At 68.7% G+C, this 17571-nt stretch carries 16 protein-coding genes; 6 read left to right on the top strand and 10 right to left on the bottom strand.

All coding sequences use genetic code 11. The features are described from left to right. Positions 1–19: 19 nt before the first annotated feature. A complete protein-coding gene (locus tag BLQ03_RS00630) occupies positions 20–1687 on the top strand; it encodes an alpha-D-glucose phosphate-specific phosphoglucomutase (RefSeq protein WP_090751588.1) in 1668 nt (555 codons plus the stop codon). A gap of 15 nt (positions 1688–1702) precedes the next feature. Here BLQ03_RS00630 and BLQ03_RS00625 read toward each other — a convergent pair whose 3' ends face one another. The 8 genes from BLQ03_RS00625 to BLQ03_RS00595 all read right to left on the bottom strand — a co-directional run bounded on the left by BLQ03_RS00625 (position 1703) and on the right by BLQ03_RS00595 (position 8947). After that, the gene (locus BLQ03_RS00625) at positions 1703–2713 is read right to left on the bottom strand and encodes a zinc-binding alcohol dehydrogenase family protein (RefSeq protein WP_090751586.1); all 1011 of its coding nucleotides are present in this window, start codon (positions 2711–2713) and stop codon (positions 1703–1705) included. Next, a complete protein-coding gene (locus BLQ03_RS18210; RefSeq protein WP_217629631.1) occupies positions 2710–2880 on the bottom strand; it encodes a hypothetical protein in 171 nt (56 codons plus the stop codon). The genes BLQ03_RS00625 and BLQ03_RS18210 overlap by 4 nt, the downstream gene beginning before the upstream one ends. A gap of 34 nt (positions 2881–2914) precedes the next feature. Then, positions 2915–3958 (bottom strand): L-idonate 5-dehydrogenase, encoded by a 1044-nt coding sequence (locus tag BLQ03_RS00620; RefSeq protein ID WP_090751584.1) that lies wholly within the window; start codon positions 3956–3958, stop codon positions 2915–2917. Between the two features lie 11 nt (positions 3959–3969). Continuing rightward, positions 3970–5376 (bottom strand): TRAP transporter large permease, encoded by a 1407-nt coding sequence (locus BLQ03_RS00615; protein WP_090751582.1) that lies wholly within the window; start codon positions 5374–5376, stop codon positions 3970–3972. A 3-nt stretch (positions 5377–5379) separates the two neighbouring features. Next, entirely contained in the window at positions 5380–5955 is a 576-nt protein-coding gene (locus tag BLQ03_RS00610; RefSeq protein WP_090751580.1) for a TRAP transporter small permease, read from the bottom strand. Positions 5956–6022: 67 nt separating this feature from the next. After that, positions 6023–6997: a sialic acid TRAP transporter substrate-binding protein SiaP gene (locus BLQ03_RS00605; protein ID WP_090751578.1), complete on the bottom strand. Its 975-nt coding sequence runs from the start codon at positions 6995–6997 to the stop codon at positions 6023–6025. A 64-nt stretch (positions 6998–7061) separates the two neighbouring features. Continuing rightward, positions 7062–7748 carry a FadR/GntR family transcriptional regulator gene (locus tag BLQ03_RS00600; RefSeq protein WP_090751575.1) on the bottom strand — a complete coding sequence of 229 codons (687 nt, stop codon included), beginning with the start codon at positions 7746–7748 and terminating at the stop codon, positions 7062–7064. Positions 7749–7870: 122 nt separating this feature from the next. Further along, entirely contained in the window at positions 7871–8947 is a 1077-nt protein-coding gene (locus BLQ03_RS00595; RefSeq protein ID WP_090751573.1) for an Ldh family oxidoreductase, read from the bottom strand. 117 nt (positions 8948–9064) lie between these two features. On the opposite strand from BLQ03_RS00595, the gene BLQ03_RS00590 reads away from it, so the two are divergent. From BLQ03_RS00590 to BLQ03_RS00575, 4 genes are all read left to right on the top strand, one after another. Then, a complete protein-coding gene (locus tag BLQ03_RS00590; RefSeq protein WP_175558732.1) occupies positions 9065–10024 on the top strand; it encodes a GntR family transcriptional regulator in 960 nt (319 codons plus the stop codon). Positions 10025–10147: 123 nt separating this feature from the next. Further along, positions 10148–11362 carry an NAD-dependent epimerase/dehydratase family protein gene (locus BLQ03_RS00585; protein ID WP_090751569.1) on the top strand — a complete coding sequence of 405 codons (1215 nt, stop codon included), beginning with the start codon at positions 10148–10150 and terminating at the stop codon, positions 11360–11362. Further along, entirely contained in the window at positions 11362–12189 is an 828-nt protein-coding gene (locus tag BLQ03_RS00580) for a glycosyltransferase (protein ID WP_090751567.1), read from the top strand. Before BLQ03_RS00585 ends, BLQ03_RS00580 begins: the two co-directional genes overlap by 1 nt. Further along, positions 12186–13010, top strand: a complete 825-nt coding sequence (locus BLQ03_RS00575) for an NAD-dependent epimerase/dehydratase family protein (RefSeq protein WP_090751565.1) — start codon at positions 12186–12188, stop codon at positions 13008–13010. Before BLQ03_RS00580 ends, BLQ03_RS00575 begins: the two co-directional genes overlap by 4 nt. A gap of 4 nt (positions 13011–13014) precedes the next feature. On the opposite strand, the gene BLQ03_RS00570 is transcribed toward BLQ03_RS00575, so the two are convergent. After that, the gene (locus BLQ03_RS00570) at positions 13015–13794 is read right to left on the bottom strand and encodes an IclR family transcriptional regulator (RefSeq protein ID WP_090751563.1); all 780 of its coding nucleotides are present in this window, start codon (positions 13792–13794) and stop codon (positions 13015–13017) included. Between the two features lie 102 nt (positions 13795–13896). Between BLQ03_RS00570 and BLQ03_RS00565 the strand changes: the two genes are divergently transcribed. Continuing rightward, positions 13897–16023 carry a malate synthase G gene (locus tag BLQ03_RS00565; RefSeq protein WP_090751560.1) on the top strand — a complete coding sequence of 709 codons (2127 nt, stop codon included), beginning with the start codon at positions 13897–13899 and terminating at the stop codon, positions 16021–16023. Here the strand turns inward: BLQ03_RS00565 and BLQ03_RS00560 are convergent. Next, positions 16020–17552, bottom strand: coding sequence for a phospholipase D family protein (locus tag BLQ03_RS00560; RefSeq protein ID WP_090751558.1), 1533 nt, complete (start codon positions 17550–17552; stop codon positions 16020–16022). The genes BLQ03_RS00565 and BLQ03_RS00560 overlap by 4 nt on opposite strands. Positions 17553–17571: the final 19 nt, after the last annotated feature.

The following is a 17571-nucleotide window of genomic DNA, read 5'->3' as shown; positions in this document are numbered from 1 at the left end:
CCGCAAGGACTTGCACCCGATGACCGCGCTTTCCGACACCGACCTTTCCGCGACCCTCGACATCCGCACCGTGCCCGCCCGGCCCTTCGAGGGGCAGAAGCCCGGCACCTCGGGCCTGCGCAAGAAGACCCGCGTCTTCATGCAGCCGGGCTACCTGGAAAACTTCACCCAGTCGCTGTTCGACGCGATCGGCGGAATCGCGGGCAAGGTGCTGGTGCTGGGGGGAGATGGGCGCTTCTTCAACGACCGCGCGATCCAGGTCATCATGCGCATGGCCGCAGCCAATGGCGCGGCGCGGGTGATCGTGGGGCAGGGGGGGATCCTTTCCACCCCCGCCGCCTCGAACCTGATCCGCATCCGCCGCGCTGATGGCGGGATCGTCCTGTCGGCCAGCCACAACCCCGGCGGGGAGGATGAGGACTTCGGCATGAAGTTCAACGGACCGAATGGCGGTCCCGCGCCTGAAAGCGTCACCGACGCGATTTTCGCGCGGACGGGCGAGATCGCGGAATACCGCACGCTCGACACGCCCGACGTTGATCTCTCGGCTTTGGGTGAGCGTCAGCTGGGCGGAATGGCGGTCGAGGTGATCGACCCCGTGGCCGACTATTCCGCGCTGATGGAGCGGCTGTTCGACTTCGGTGCGATCCGGTCGCTCTTCGCCTCGGGCTTTTCCATGCGCTTCGACGCCATGCACGCGGTCACGGGGCCTTACGCGCGCGAGATCATCGAGCGCCGCCTGGGCGCCGAGCCGGGAACCGTTGTCAATGCCGTGCCGCTGCCCGATTTCGGCGGCGGCCATCCCGACCCGAACCCGGTCTGGGCGAAGGATCTTGTCGATCTGATGATGGGACCGGATGCCCCGGACTTCGCCGCCGCCTCGGATGGGGACGGGGACCGCAACATGATCCTGGGCCGTGGAGTCTACGTCACGCCTTCGGACAGCCTCGCGGTGCTGGCTGCAAACGCGCATCTCGCGCCTGCCTATGCGAAGGGCATCAGCGGGATCGCACGGTCGATGCCGACCAGCCGCGCCGCAGACCGGGTGGCCGAGGCCCTAGGCATCGAGATGCACGAGACGCCGACCGGCTGGAAGTTCTTCGGCAACCTGCTGGACGCCGGCCGCGTCACCATCTGCGGCGAGGAAAGCGCGGGTACCGGCTCGGATCACGTCCGCGAGAAGGACGGGCTCTGGGCGGTGCTGCTGTGGCTGAACATCCTGGCCGTGCGGCGGCAGTCGGTGGCCGAGATCATGAGGGCGCATTGGGCCGAATACGGGCGCAACTACTACAGCCGCCACGATTACGAGGCGGTGGCCTCGGATCGCGCCAATGCCTTGGTGGACCGGCTGCGGGGACTGCTGGCCGCGCTGCCGGGTCAGAGCGTCGGGGGGCTGCGGGTGCAGGCGGCGGACGATTTCGCCTATCTCGATCCGGTGGACGGCTCGACCTCGGCCCGTCAGGGCATCCGCGTGATGTTCGAGGATGGCAGCCGCGTCGTGCTGCGCCTGTCGGGAACGGGGACCGAGGGCGCGACCCTGCGCGTCTATCTGGAACGCTATGCCGGCGCGGATCAGCCGCATGACCTTGACCCGGAAACGGCGCTGGCCCCCGTGATCGCGGCGGCCGAGGAGCTGGCGCTGATCCGCGAGCATACCGGCCGCGACCGGCCCGACGTCACCACCTGAGCACGGGGGCGATCCTCAGAGGTCGAGGATCGCCTTGATCACCCTCGCCTCGGGCCGCGACCATTCGCCGAACAGCCCCACCCCGTCGGCCAGTTGCCCGCGGTGAGTATTCAGCGCCCGTGTCGGGATGCGGCCGGCCTGCATCTGGCGGACGACCTCGGCGAAGTCGTCGGGTTGCGCATTGCGGCTGGCCAGCAGCGTGGCCTCGCGCTTGTGGAACTCGGGGTCCGAGAAGGAGATGCGGTCGCGCACCACCGACAGCAGGACATAGCGCGCGCCGTGGGCGAGGAAGCCGAAGCCGCGCTCGATGGGCGGCGCGGCGCCGGTGGCGTCCACGGCCACGTCGAACCAGTCGGACCCGGTGAGGCTGCGGGCGTTGTCCTCGGCATCCGCATCGGCCAGCAGGACAGCGTCCGCGCCCAACCGGTCGCGGGCAAAGGCAAGGCGATCCTCGCGGGTGTCCATCACCGTCACCTCGGCGCCGCGCGCCTTGGCAAACAGCAGCGCGGCCATGCCGATGGGCCCGGCCCCGGTCACAAGCACGCGGTCGCGGGCGGTGACGGCGCCGCGCCTGATGCCGTGGGCGCCGATGGCGAGAAACTCGATCATCGCGGCATCCGCCAGGGGGATGTTGCCGGTCGGGATCACGTTGGGCTCGGGAACCGAGACCAGCTCGGCCATGCCGCCGTCGCAATGGACGCCAAGGACGCGGATGTTGCAGCAGGCGTTGGTCAGCCCGATCCGGCAGGCCTGACAGGTGCCGCAGGACAGGTAGGGGACAATGTAGACCGGATCGCCCGGCTTCAGCACGCTGCCGGGCGGGGCTTCCTCGACGGTGCCCGACAGTTCGTGCCCCATGACGCGGGGGTATTCGAGGAAGGGATGCTTGCCGCCGAAGATGTGGAAGTCCGTGCCGCAGATGCCGACATGGCGGATGCGGACCAGAACCTCGCCCTCCGCGCGCACGGGTTCGGGCCGTTCGGCAAGGCTCAGGCGGCCGGGTTCGTCGCAGACAAGGGCCTTCATCGCGTGGCTCCGGCAGGCCGGGCGCACGCGAGGTCGGCGCGGATCGCGTCATCGACCTGAGCGTGCCATTCGGCATTGGTGGCGAGGATTGCGGGAAACAGCCCCTCCAGCGCCAGGAAGGGGGCCGTGGGCTGGTCGCCGGTCATGGCTTCGGCGGTCGCCATCATTTCGTTCCAGCGCGGGTCATCTGCGCACCCCGCCTCATTCGGCGAAGCTCAGCTGGACCTTGCAGGCGAGGCTGCGGTCCGAGGCAAGGTCAAAGGCCTCGGCCGCACGTTCCAGCGGCAGGGAGTGGCTGATGATCGGGCGCACGTCGATGGCCCGACTGCCGATAAGGCGTACGGCCTCGGCAAACTCGGGGTGGAAGCGCTGAGAGCCGCGCCAGGTGATTTCCTTTCCGACCAGCGCGTTCAGCGGGATCGTGACATCCCCGGTCACGCCGACCTGCACCAGCGTGCCGCGCGGGCGCAGCGCGGCGAATGCGTTGCGCAGCGCGGGTCCGGCGGCCGAGCAGTCGAAGGCGACGTCGATCTGGCCCTTGTCCCTTGTCAGCGGCGCCAGCGCGTCCGCGTCGGTTGCCACGTTGATCGCTTGGCTGGCGCCCATCGCGCGCGCACGCTCCAGCGCCGCGTCGGTCAGGTCGGTGACGGTGATGTCGGTTGCGCCCGCATGGCGCGCGGCGGCCAGCACCAGAAGCCCGATGGGACCCGCGCCGGTGATCAGGACGCGCTTGCCAGCGAGCCCACCCGCCTGTGCCACGGCATGAAGGCAGACGGCCAGCGGCTCGGCGCAGGCGGCCTCGGCCGGAGTGGTCGTGTCGGGAAAGGCGTGGACCTGCGCGGCAGGGACCACCATCAGGTCGCGGAACATCCCCTGTTCATGCGGCAGGCGCATGGCGCTGCCCATGAAGCGCATGGACAGGCAGTGGATCGGCTGGTCCGCGCGGCAGTATTCGCACTCGCCGCAGGGCTGCGAGGGGCTGACGGCGACCAGCGTGCCGGGCGCGGGACCCTCGACGCCTTCCCCCAGAGCCGCGACCCGGCCCGAGGCCTCGTGCCCCGAGATGATCGGCTCGCGCACCCGCACGGGGCCGAAGCCGCCGTCGTGATAATAATGCAGATCCGACCCGCAGATCCCGCCCGCGGCCATGCGCAGCAGGACCTCGCCCGGCCCGGGGGTGGGGACCTCGTCCTCCTCGACCCGCAGGTCGTGGGCGGCATACAGGCGGGCGACGCGGCTGCGCATGGGGTTCCCTTTCATCGGATCAGGCCGAGTTGCGTCGGCAGCCACAGGGTGATCGCCGGGATGAAGGTGATCAGCAGCAGCGCCACGAACAGCGGGATCATCCAAGGCAGGATCGCCAGTGCCGTCCGTTCCACCGACATCTTGGCGATGCGCGACAGCACGAACAGCACCATCCCCACCGGCGGCGTCAGCAGCCCGATCATCAGGTTCAGCGTGAGGATCAGTCCCAGATGCACCGGGTCGATGCCATAGCGCGCGGCCACCGGCATCAGGATCGGCACCAGGATCGAGATCGCGGCGATCGTGTCCAGGAACGCCCCCACGATCAGCAGCAGGATGTTGACCACGATCAGGAAGGTCCACCAGTTGTCCGTCAGCGAGAACATGAAGTCGGAAAACAGCTGCGCTGCCTGGCTGACCGTCAGGAGCCAGGCGAAGATCGAGGCGGCGGTGACGATGAACAGCACCGAGGCGGTCGTCTCGATCGTGTCAAAGGATGCCTTGGCCAGCGTGCGGAAGGTCATGGTGCGATAGCGCACGAGCCCAAGGAACAGCGACCACAGGACGGCGGCGACGGCGGCCTCGGTCGGCGTGAACCAGCCCATGGTCATGCCGCCGATCAGCAGCACCGGCGCCATCAGCGCCATGACGGCGTGCCAGTCGAAGTACCAGTCCAGCGCGATCAGCGCGCCCAGCGCCAGAAAGACGGCCACGTTGACCGACAGTCCAGCCTGGATCAGCAGCCAGACCGACAGCGGGAAGCACATCACGATCACCACCTCGAGGAAGGCGCCCAGCAGTTCGCGCCCGTCGAAGGGCGTGTCCGAGCCCCAGCCATAGCGGCGGGCGAAGATCCAGACCGTCAGCATCATCAGCGAGGTCATCACGACACCCGGGATGATGCCGGCCATGAACAGCGCCCCGATCGAGGCGTTGGCCATCATCCCGTAGATCACGAAGGGCAGGGACGGCGGGAAGATCGGCCCCAGCGTGGCCGAGGCGGCGGTGACGCCGACGGCGGCCTCGACCGGGTAGCCGTGGTCCTTCATCGCCTTGATCTCGATGGTGCCGATGCCGGCGGCGTCGGCCAGCGCAGTCCCCGACATCCCCGAGAAGACAACCGAGCCGATGATGTTGACCTGCGCGAGGCCCCCCTTCATCCAGCCGACCAGCGACAGGGCGAAGTGATAGATGCGGCCGGTCACGCCCGCGATGTTCATCAGGTTGCCCGCCAGGATGAAGAAGGGCACGGCGATCAGCGGGAAGCTTTCGACGCCCGCGATCATCCGCTGGGCCGCGATGATGTCGGGGGCGACGTCGTAGATGCCGAGGTAGAGCAGCGAGGCCGCCGCCATCGCCACCGCGACGGGCGCGCCGATGACCATCAGCAGCAGAAAGGAACCGATCAGCAGCAGCATGGGTCAGACTCCGGTGGGGCCAAGGTCTTCGGCCTGCTCGCGCACGGTGCGGCGGCTGCGAAGGTCGCGGGCAAAGTTCTGCAATGCGCGCAGCGTCATCAGGACGAAGCCCGCGAGGACGGAATAGAAGACAAGGCCGCGCGGCAGGTCGACCGTCACCATCCGCTCGGAGCCGACGATCCCGACATAGCGCCACAAAAGCCAGGACATGTAGGCGAAGAAGACGATCGAGATCAGGTCCACGATCACCTGCAGCACGCGGCCCACAGGGCGGCTGAGGAAGCGGTAAAGCAGGTCCACCGCGATGTGGCGTCCCAGCCGCACGCACATGGCCGCGCCCACGAAGACGATGACGACCAGCAGGTTGGCCGCGATCTCCTCGGTCCAGGCAAGGCTGTTGTTCAGCGCGTAGCGGGTGAAGAACTGCAGGAAGACGCAGAGCGCCATGCCCCAGAACAGCGCCAGCACCAGCCAGTCCTCGACGGCGTAGATGGACAGGTCCACCTCATGGGCCTCGTCGTCCTCGAAGGCATGCGCCATCTGTTCCACGCTGATCGGCGTGGCGGGGTCATGGGTCATCGGCCGCAACCTTGGATGGGGGGAAGGGGAGGCCGGCGCCCCCGGGGCACCGGCAGGGAGCTTGGGCTTACTGCAGGGCGCGGATCGCGTCGTAGTCGGCCTGTTCGTAGCCGAAGTCGGACAGCGGCACCTTGTCCAGCACGGCGCGCTCGAAGTCGGCGCGGTCGGGCTCGGTCACGGTCAGCCCGCGCGAGCGGAAGTCCTCGACCAGGGCCGCCTCGCGTTCCTCGACGATGCGGGTGCCCCGCTCGGCGGCTTCCAGCATGACCTCGGTGAAGATCTGCTTGTCCTCGTCCGAAAGCTGCGACCAGACGTTCTTGGACACGATGGTGTTCAGCGCATCGACGATGTGGCCCGTCAGCGAGATATGCGACTGCACCTCGTAGAACTTCTTGGCGTCGATGGCGGTCAGCGGGTTTTCCTGCGCCTCGACTGTGCCGTTCTGCAGCGCCAGGTAGACCTCGGCAAAGGCAATGGGCGTGGTATTGGCGCCGCAGGCGCGGGGCATGGCCAAGTAGGCGGGCACGTCCGGCACGCGCATCTTCAGGCCCTGCATGTCGGCGCAGGCCTTGATGTCCTTGTTCGCCGTCGTGTGCCGCGTGCCGTAATAGGTCATGGCGGTGATGTGGTTGCCGGTGGCTTCCTCGTAGCCCTGCGCCAGCTGCTTGAAGACGTCGCTTTTCGCGTAAGCCAGCAGGTGCGAGGGGTCGCGGAAGATGTAGGGATAATAGCTGATCCCGATCCGCGGATAGTCGCGGGCCGCGTAGCTTGCCCCCGAGATGATGATGTCCACCGTCCCGAGCTTGAGCCCCTGGTTGATGTCCGTTTCCTTGCCCAGCTGCGAGGCGGGAAAGACGTCGATCTTGTAGCGCCCCTCGGTGCGCTTGGCGATTTCCTCGGCGGCCCAGACGGATTCGGTGTGGAACGGCTCGGACGCCTCGTAGACATGGGCCCATTTCAGCGTGGTCTGCGCCTGCGCGGCCACCGTGCCGGCCATGATGAAGGCGGCCGTACCCAGCCACCCGCGGATCGTGAACGTCATGCTTTTCCTCCCGTTTGCATGCGGTCGTCATTGGCCCCGGCCGCGGGCGGCGGGGGCAAGGCGGTCATGCGGCGTCGGCCGCGAAGGCGCCGCAGAAGCGGCGCTGGGATTCGGTCAGGTGATGGCGCATCGCCTCGCGCGCGGCGCCCGTGTCCCCGGCCGCGATGGCGTCACGGATCGCGCCATGTTCCGCCAGCGCCAGCCTCCAGGTGCCCGGTCCCTCGAAATGGGCGGCCAGGCGGCTGAAGAAGGGCGACAGCCGCAGCCGGTAGATGTCGGCCGTCATGTCGGCCAGCAGGCCGTTGCCCGTCCCCATCGCCACCGCGATGTGGAACGCCCCGTCCAGATCCAGCGAGCGCGCGGGATCGCCCGTCGCCTCGGCCATCCGGGACAGGATTCGGTCCATCGCCGCAACGGCCTTGGGGTCGCAGCGGCGTGCGGCTTCCTCGGCGATGGCGCTTTCGACGATGGCGCGGGCCTGCAACACCTCGAAGGGGCTTTCGCCCTCGATCGCCCCGGCCCGAGGGCAGGCGCCGACATAGATGCCCGAGCCCATGCGGATCTCGAGCCGCCCCTCGACTTCAAGCGCGATCAGCGCCTCGCGCAGCGAGGGGCGCGAGACGCCGAAGCGTTCCGCCAGATCGCGCTCGGCCGGCAGGCGGTCGCCGGGCGCAAGCCCGTTGTCGGCCACCAGGTCCAGGATCTGGTCGGCGATCACCCGATAAGGCCGGCGCGGCTTGTCGCCCTGCAAGGCTGCTTCTCCCCTTCCCTGCTCCCGGGCCGCGCTCCTCTCGCGGTAATCCGGGCAAGTGGTCAGACCACTTCTGTCATTAGCCGCAGCGGCGCTGGATCGGTCAAGGGATTTCTTTGCCTCTATCCTCGGGTCGCCGCAGGCAGGGGCAGGTCGAAGCGCGCGGCGATCTCGGCAAAGGCGGTTTCGGTCGCGGGGTCGATGGCCACGCCCTCCTGCCGCCGCTCGGCCGCGACGCGCCACTCGCGGTCGCCCGGCGCCATGACGCGGCTGCCCGTGACGGGGCGCGAACTGCGCAGCTTGTCCAGGTAGCGGCGCATCCCCGTGTCGAAACTACCGCGGTCCAGAAAGGCGTCAGGGTTCAGCGCGAGCACGAAGGCGCCCAGATGGCGCGGCGTGCTGAAATCCGGCCCCTCCATCGAGGCGATGTCGAAGCTGAGCTTCATGCCCGTCAGCACCGCGCTGAGGATCTCGGCCACGCCTGCCAGCGCCGCGCCCTTGAAGCCGAACTCGCCTCCCAGCGGCGCCAGCATCTCGGCCTGCATGGCGTCGCGCGTGTCATGCCCGCCCGTATCCGAGGCCACGCCCTGCGGCAGTTCGATCCCCAAGCTGCGATACAGCAGCACGCGGTTGTAGGGGATGGCGCTGGTCGCCATGTCCAGCAGCCACGGTTCTTCGCCCGCAACCGGCACGCCCACGGCGATGGGGTTCGTGCCGTGGATACGCGCGGCCCCGTCGTGCAGCCGCACGAGGCTGTCCGAATTGCAGAAGGCCATGCCGATGAAGCCCTGCCGCGCCGCCGCCAGCGCATAGGCGCCCGCCGGCCCGAAATGCGAGCTGTTGCGCACCGCGACCGCGCCGAGGCCGAACTGCCGGGCCAGTTCGACCGCCCGGTCCATGCCGTGGAAGGCCCCGACCGCGCCCTGGGCATGGTCGGCGTCGATCACCTCGACCGCGCCGAAGCCGCCGGTCTTGCGCACCTGCGGATTGCGGTTCAGCCGCCCGCCTTCCAGCGCGCGCAGGTAATGCGGCAGCAGGCGGACGCCGTGGCTGTCCACCCCCAGTTCGGTCGCGTGCATCATGCCGCGGGTCGCCGCGTCGGCCGTCTGCTCATCCGCGCCGACCGCCCGGAAGGCCTCCCGGCAGAAGCGGTCCAGTTCGGCCAGGGGCAGCTGCGGTCGCGGCGTTTCGGCGGTCATGGGAAGGTCCTTGCCAGTTTTCTGCATACACTGTTCACCACGTCACGCTCGCTGGCAATGGCCGAGGCGTGCTATTCCACCAAAGGCCCCCTTGGGCGCAGGATGACGGAGAGTGCCTTGCCCGGAGCATCGCCCAGTCCCACGCATCTGTGGCAGGCCGCTGCCGAGGCCTTGGCCGACGAGATCGCGCGCGGCGTCCTGCCGCCGGGCACGCGGCTCAGCCCCACGGCGGTCGCGCGCCGCTTCGGCATCAGCCGCACGCCCGCGCGCCGTGCATTGGACCGGCTGCGCAAGGCCGGGCTGATCGAAGGCGAGGCTGTGGCCCTGGTGGAAGGCGCGCCTCACGCTCCCCGGACCCCGGCGCCCCGGCAACTGACCGTTCCTGCAGGATGGGAGCGGCTTTACCCCGAGATCGAGCTTGCCATCATGTCCCGCACGCCCTTAGGCGGCTGGCGGGTGAACGAGGCTGAACTGGCCCGCCACCACGGCGTCAGCCGCACCGTCGCGCGCGAGGTGGTGGCCCGGCTGCACCAGCGCGGCATCCTGCGCAAGGACGGCTCGGGCCGCTGGGTCGCGCCGGGGCTGACGCCCGACTACACCGACGAGCTTTACGAACTGCGCTGGGTGCTCGAGCCCGTGGCGCTGGAAAAGGCCGCGCCGCGCCTGCCGCCGGGCTATCTCGCCGGGCTGAGGGACGACCTGCAGGCCGCGATGGCCGAAAGCGCGCTGCGCGATAGCGCCGTGCTGGACCGGCTGGAACAGCAGTTGCATGTCGATCTGCTGTCCCATTGCGCCAATGCCGCGCTGATGCAGGCGATGAACCTCGCGCAGTCGCTTCTGGTCGCGCACCACGTCCTTTACCGCTGGACGCTGGACCTGTTCGGGACCGAGCCCTTCTTGGCCGAGCATCTCGAGGTCGTCTCAAGGCTGGAAGCGGGCAATGTCGCAGGGGCCAGGGACTCGCTGGTCGCGCATCTGCGGATTTCGCGCAGACGGGCCATGCTGCGGGTCGAGGCGGTCCGCGACCTGATCCAGCCCGAGCCCTTGCCCTACCTGGTGCGGCTGGAACCCGCCTGAGGCAGTCGCACGGGAGGGGGCAGGGCTTCACGAAGCCGTCATCTGTCGCCATATGTTCATTCGACAGCGGCCTGCCGCCGGAGTAATCGGCGCGCGACGCAGATGGACAGAAGGAAATGGATCATGCGGATCGCGGTTCTCGGCGGTGACGGTTTCGTGGGCTGGCCCACCTCGCTGCACCTGTCCAACCTGGGCCACGAGGTCCATATCGTCGACAACCTGTCGCGCCGCTGGATCGACACGGAACTGGGCGTGCAGTCGCTGACGCCGATGGACTCGATCCAGGAACGCTGCCGCATCTGGAAGCAGGAAAGCGGCAACACGATCCACTTTCACCTGCTGAACCTCGCCAAGGAATACGAGCGGCTGAAGCAGTGGCTTGCGGACCACAAGCCCGACGCCGTGATCCATTTCGCCGAGCAGCGCGCCGCGCCCTATTCGATGAAGACCGACCGCCACAAGGTCTACACGGTCGACAACAACGTCAATGCCACGCACAACCTGCTGGCGGCGCTGGTTGAAACCGGCATCGACGCGCATCTGGTCCATCTCGGGACCATGGGTGTCTACGGCTATTCCTCGGTCGGGGCGCCGATCCCGGAAGGCTATCTCGACGTCGAGATCGACACGCCCGCGGGCAGGAAGGGGATGGAGATCCTGTACCCCACCCGCCCGGGCTCGGTCTATCACATGACCAAGAGCCTCGATCAGATCCTGTTCCAGTTCTACGCCCAGAACGACGGGCTGCGGATCACCGATCTGCATCAGGGGATCGTCTGGGGCACCCACACCGACCAGACGCGGCGGCACGAGCAGCTGATCAACCGCTTCGACTATGACGGCGACTACGGCACGGTGCTGAACCGCTTCCTGATCCAGGCGGCGATCGGCTATCCGCTGACGGTCCACGGCACGGGCGGCCAGACCCGCGCCTTCATCCACATCCAGGACTGCGTGCGCTGCATTGAACTCGCGCTGTCGGACGCGCCCAAGACGGGCGAGCGGGTGAAGATCTTCAACCAGATGACCGAGACGCACCGCGTCCGCGACCTCGCCCAACTGGTCGCGCGCATGACCGGAGCCGAGGTGCGGATGCTGCCGAACCCGCGCAAGGAGGCCGACGAGAACGACCTGATCGTGAAGAACGACCAGTTCCTGTCGCTGGGCCTGAACCCGATCACCCTGCAGGAGGGGCTGCTGGCCGAAGTCGTGGACGTGGCGAAGAAATACGCCCACCGCATCGACCGCTCGCGCGTGCCCGCCGTCAGCGCCTGGACCAAGGACATCGCCAAGCGCGTCGATCATGACCCCGAGGGCAAGAAGCTCAAGGCCGTCTGATGCATGGACTGACGCCGGACCGCTCCGCCCGGTCCGACCGCGCCTTCGTCACGCTCGTGACGAACGCCGACTATGCGCTGGGTGCAAAGGCGCTGGTGCGGTCCATCGTGCTCTCCGGCACGCAGGCCGACATCTGCGTCCTGCACACCGACGTAGCCGAGGCGGAGCTTGCGCCGCTGTCGGCCCTGGGCGCCCGGCTAGTTCGCTGCGAGCTGCTGCCGACGAGCCCCGAGTTCAACGCCACCCATGCAAAGGACGCGCTGCACGGCCGCGCGGCCTTCACCAAGGGCAAAAAGCCGCCCTTCCACACTCCGCTCGACAACTTCGCCAAGCTGCGGCTGTGGCAACTGGATTACGAGCGCGTCGTCTTCATCGACGCGGACGCGCTGGTCCTGCAGAACGTGGACAAGCTGTTCGACTATCCGCAGTTCTGCGCCGCGCCGAATGTCTATGAAAGCCTAGCCGACTTCCACCGCATGAACTCGGGCGTCTTCACGGCGCGGCCCGATTCGACGACTTTCGGGGACATGCTGGCGAAGCTGGACGTGCCGGGCGTCTTCTGGCGGCGGACCGACCAGACCTTCCTTGAAAGCTACTTCCCCGACTGGCACGGCCTGCCGGTGTTCTTCAACATGCTGCAATACGTCTGGTTCGCCATGCCCGAACTGTGGCGCTGGCAGGACGTGAAGATCCTGCATTTCCAGTACGAGAAACCGTGGCAGGACCACGCCAAGGCCGATCGTGTCCGTCCGCTGATCGACCTGTGGCGGGCTTACGCAGGCGACGGCCCGGTGCCCGACCCGCGCAGCCTGCCTGACCCGGCATGAGGATCGCCCTGAGCGGCGCGAGCGGGCTGGTCGGGCGCTTCCTCCTCCGCGCCTTCCGGGCCGAGGGCCATCAGGTCGAGACGCTGCCCGGCTGGCGCTTGGACCAGTCCGCGCCGCTGGAGGGCTGCGCGGCGCTGGTCCACGCCGCCTTCGCCCATGTGCCGGGCAAGTATCGCTGCGGCGAGGGCGACGATCCCGAGCGTTTCGTGGCGTTGAACCGCGACGGCTCGCTGCGGCTGTTTGAGGACGCCAAGGCGGCGGGGGCGGGGCAGGTGGTCTTCCTGTCGTCGCGCGCCGTCTATGACGCGCTGCCTGCGGGAACGCCGCTGCCGGACGGCACTCCGGCCGCGCCTGCAAGCCTTTACGGCCGGGTGAAGGCCGAGGCCGAGGCGGGGCTTGCCGCGCTCAGCGGCGAGGGCTTCGCCACGGCCAGCATCCGCGCGACCGGCATCTATGGCCCGGGCGAGGGCCACAAGTGGAGCGGCCTCTTCGCCGATTACCTTGCCGGCCGTCCCATTGCACCGCGCGTTGCCACGGAACTGCACGGCGATGATCTCGCTGCCGCGATCCTGCTGATCCTGCGGAACGGGGCGCGAGGTGCCTTCAACGCCTCGGACCTCCTGCTCGACCGCCATGACCTTTTGGCCGAGGTTCAGCGGTTGACCGGCTGCCCGCATCCCCCGCCGCCGGGCGCCGAGAACGCGGTGTCCGTGATGAGTTGCGAGCGTCTGGCCGCGCTCGGCTGGCAACCCGGAGGCTGGGACGCGTTGCGGGCCAGCCTGCCCGCGATGCTCTCCCCGACCATTCCCGACCGTCCCTGAGGGATCAACCGGTGCCGCTCTCGGGTGCCACACCGCCCAGCAGCACCGTCAGTTCCTCGGCTGCCTGCGCCACCAGTGTTCCCAGGGGCGCGATCCGGTCGTCCGTCAGGCGCCCTGCCGCGCCCGAGATCGAGATGGCGCAGGCGGCCTCTCCCTGTGGCGACCAGACCACGGCGGCAAGGCAGCGCATGCCAAGGTTGAACTCCTCGTCGTCCAGCGCCCAGCCGCGCGCGCGGGTGCGGGTGATGTCGGCCAGCGCCGCGTCCCGTGTCCGCAGGCTTTTCGAGGTCAGCGGCGGCAGGCCCGCGCGGTCGGCCAGCGCCAGCACATCCTCGTCACGCCAGGTGGCCAGGATCGCCTTGCCCATGGCCGAGGAGAATACCGGCACCCGCCGCCCCGGCGGCGACAGCGCGCGGCGGATTTCCCGGCTTTCGACCTGGCTGACCGTGACCAGGTGATCGTCGTCCAGGATGCCGAGGTTCGCCGTCTCGCGCGTGGCGTCCCGCAATCGCCGCAGCAGCGGCAGGGCAGGGGCCACGAAGCTGAGCCTGCGCCCATAGGCCATGCCGACCGAAAAGGCGTCGCGCCCGACGTGCCAGGCGGACGAGGCGGGCTCGAACTGCGCGAAGCCCTGCTGCTCCATCGTCGTCAGCAGGCGGTGCGCGGTGGACACCGGCAGCCCCGCAGCCCGCGCAAGATCGCTGAGCCGGCTGCCGTCGCCTTGCGCCAGCAACCGCAGCAGCGTCAGCGCGCGGCTGACCGACTGAACCCCATTCTCCGCCATAAGTCTTCCTCCGTTTCCCGCATCATGGGAAAGAACGCCGGCGTTGTCACCTTCCTGCCCGGGGACTGCTATCCATCCTGCTGCATTGATGGAGGGTTGAAGATGACCGATCACGTTGAGCGCGCCGGTTTGCAGGTGGCAGCCCCCTTGGCCGAGTTGGTCGAAAAGGAACTGCTGACGGGCGGCGTCACGCCCCAAGCCTTGTGGGACGGCTATGCCGCGCTGCTGCGCGAGCTTGCCCCCGAGAACCGCGCCCTGCTGAAGCGCCGCGACGAACTGCAGGCGCAGATCGACGACTGGCACCGCGCGCGCCGCGGCCAGCCGCATGACGCCGAGGCCTATCGCGCCTTCCTGCGCGAGATCGGCTACCTGGTGGACGAGCCCGCGCCCTTCACGATCGGCACGTCCAACGTGGACCCGGAACTGGCGCAGGTCGCGGGCCCGCAGCTTGTGGTCCCGATCAGCAACGCCCGCTTCGCGCTGAACGCGGCGAACGCGCGCTGGGGCTCGCTGTATGACGCGCTTTACGGCACCGACGCGCTGCCGGGGAAGGCTGCTCCGGGCGGCTATGATGCCGGGCGCGGCGCGCAGGTGATCGCCTGGGCGCGCAAGCACCTCGATTCCGTGGCGCCGCTGGACGGCGCCTCCTGGGCCGACGTGACCGGGATGAAGGCCGAAGGGGGCCGCCTGGTCCTGACCACGGGCGCGGGCGAGACCGGCCTTGCCGATGCGGCGCAATTCGCGGGCACCAGCGGCGAGGACGTGTTCCTGCGCGTGAACGGCCTGCTGATCCGCTTGAAGGTGGACCGCAGCACGGTGATCGGGCGCGACGACAAGGCGGGCATCTCGGACGTCATCCTGGAAAGCGCCCTGACGGCGATCCAGGACTTCGAGGACTCGGTCGCCGCTGTCGATGCCGAGGACAAGGTCGCCAACTACCGCAACTGGCTGGGCCTGATGCGCGGCGACCTGACCGACACCTTCGAGAAGGGCGGGCGGCAGATGACGCGCCGCCTGGCCGAGGACGTGGCCTACACCGACCCGCAGGGGAACGAAGTCACCCATCCCGGCCGCGCCGTGCTGCTGGTCCGCAACGTCGGCCACCTGATGACCACCGACGCCGTGATGCTGGACGGGCAGGAAACGCCCGAGGGCATCATGGACGCCTTGATGACCGTCGCCGGCGCCATGCATGACCTGCAGGCCAGGCGGAACTCGCGCACCGGCTCGATTTATGTGGTGAAGCCCAAGATGCACGGCCCCGACGAGGTCGCCTTTGCCGAGCGGCTTTATGCCGGCGTCGAGCGCATCCTCGGCCTGCCCGCGAACACCGTGAAGCTGGGCGTGATGGACGAGGAGCGCCGGACCTCGGCCAACCTTTCGGCCTGCCTTGCGCAGGTGAAAGACCGGGTCGTGTTCATCAACACGGGCTTCCTCGACCGCACGGGTGACGAGATCCACACCTCGATGGAAGCCGGGCCGGTGGTGCCGAAAGGCCGCATGAAGGACCAGCCGTGGCTTGCCGCCTATGAGGCCGGGAACGTGGACACCGGCCTTGCGCTGGAACTCGCGGGCAAGGGCCAGATCGGCAAGGGCATGTGGGCCAAGCCCGATGACATGGCCGACATGCTGAAGGCCAAGATCGCCCATCCGCAGGCGGGCGCGAACACCGCCTGGGTGCCTTCGCCCACGGCTGCCACGCTGCACGCGACGCATTACCACCAGGTCTCGGTGCATGACGTGCAGGAGCAACTGCGCTCGCGCGAGAAGCCTTCGCTCGACGCGCTGCTGACGCCGCCGCTGCTGGGGGGCGCGAACCTCTCGCCCGACGAGGTCGCCTACGAGATCGACAACTCCTGCCAGTCGATCCTGGGCTATGTCGTGCGCTGGGTGGACCAGGGGATCGGCTGCTCGAAGGTGCCCGACTACGAGGACGTGGCGCTGATGGAGGACCGGGCGACGCTGCGGATCTCGGCCCAGCATCTGGCGAACTGGCTGAAGCACGGGATCATCACCGAACGCCAAGTGCAGGATTCGCTGGCGCGCATGGCCGAGAAGGTGGACCGCCAGAACGCGGGCGACCCGCTGTACCAGCCGATGGCCCCCGCGCTGGACGGCCCTGCCTTCAACGCGGCGCGCGACCTGATCCTGAAGGGGGCCGAGCAGCCCTCGGGCTATACCGAGCCGCTGCTGCACGCCGCGCGCCGGGCGGCCAAGGCCCAGGCCTAAAGCAGCCACTCGATCGGCAGCCTGCCGATCAGCCACAACAGCGCGCGCTGGGCGAAGTTGGTGCCCGGCTCGCGGCGGTGGACGATCTCGGCGTCGTCCACCGCAGGCTCGTGCCAGACCAGCCGCCCGCCTTCGTCCCGGCGCGGGCCGTAGCTGACCAGCGGCAGCACCTCGTCCAGTCCCCGGCTGACCTCGGAGGCGAGGCGGGGGCTGTCGATCATCACCCCCATCTCGGTGTTGAAGATGATCGAGCGGGGATCGAAGTTGAACGAGCCGATGAAGATCCGCTCGTGATCCACGCAGACTGTCTTGGAATGCAGGCTCGCGCGGGTCGAGGTGCCGGGGGTGCGCGGCTCGGGCGGCATGCCGCGGTTGGCGCGCAGCTCGTACAGCCGCACGCCGGTGTCGATCAGCCGGGGGCGGTATTTCACATAGGCCGAATGGACGACCAGCACGTCCGTCGCCTCCTGCGAGTTCGTGAGGATGCGCACCTGCCGCCCTTCGGCGACCAGCCGCGCCAGACGCTGGGTGAAGCGCTTGCCGGGCACGAAATAGGCCGAGATGATGTCCACCGAATCCTCGGGACTGGCGATCATCCGCATCAGCCGCGCGAACATCAGGTCGCGGTTGCGGTGCCGGCCGAGACCCTTGGCGGGATCGTCGCTGATCAGCGTGACCGGCGCCCAGTCCAGCGCCAGCCGCCCCTGCACCATGTCCTGCACCAGGGGGCGCGTGACCACGGTCTGCCGGTAGGCCAGCGCCCGGTCGTTCGCCAGCAGCACGTCCAGGTCGCTGCGGGCGCTGGTTTCGCCCGGGGCGGGCAGGATCAGCTCGGCCGGATAGGCCGAGCCGCTGGCCCAGTAGCGGTCGAAGTCCTCGCCCGCGTCCACCGCCACCCGGCCCATCGCCAGCACGTCGGTGTCGAGGTAATGCGGCCCCTCGCCATAGGCGAAGTAGATGTCGCCGATGTTGCGCCCGCCGAGGATCGCTGCCGCGCCATCCGCGACCATCAGCTTGTTGTGCATCCGCCGGTTCAGGCGGCGGAAGTCGAAAAGATAGCCCAGCAGCTTGGGCCGGCGCAGGATGAAGGGATTGAACAGCCGCACCTCGACATTCGGATGCGCGTTCAGCGCGGCCAGATCGGCGTCCAGCCCCGAGATGCCGTTGTCGTCCAGAAGCAGCCGGACGCGCACGCCGCGTTCCGCCGCCTGGCGCAGTTCGTCCAGCAGGACGAGGCCGGTCATGTCGCGCTGCCAGATGTAATACTGGACATCCAGCGCCACCTCGGCCTCGCGGATCAGCGAGATGCGCGCGCCGAAGGCGTCCAGCCCGTCATGCAGCGCCACGACCCCGCTGACGCTGGACCGCGCACCCCCATGCGCCAGGACCGCGCGGCCGATCGTGGTGGCGTCGGACAGGTGCACGGCCTCGCTGACCGTGCGGTTCTTCAGCGAGGGCGGGCGGTAATACAGCCGCAGGATCGCCAGGACGAGCGCCGGGACGATGACGAAAAGGGCCGCAAGCTCCATGGGGATGATCCGCGCCGCG

Source organism: Paracoccus chinensis (assembly GCF_900102885.1).
GTDB classification, from domain to species: domain Bacteria; phylum Pseudomonadota; class Alphaproteobacteria; order Rhodobacterales; family Rhodobacteraceae; genus Paracoccus; species Paracoccus chinensis.
The sequence above is the reverse complement of the archived record's forward strand: the minus strand, read 5'-3'. Positions and strand labels throughout refer to the sequence as shown.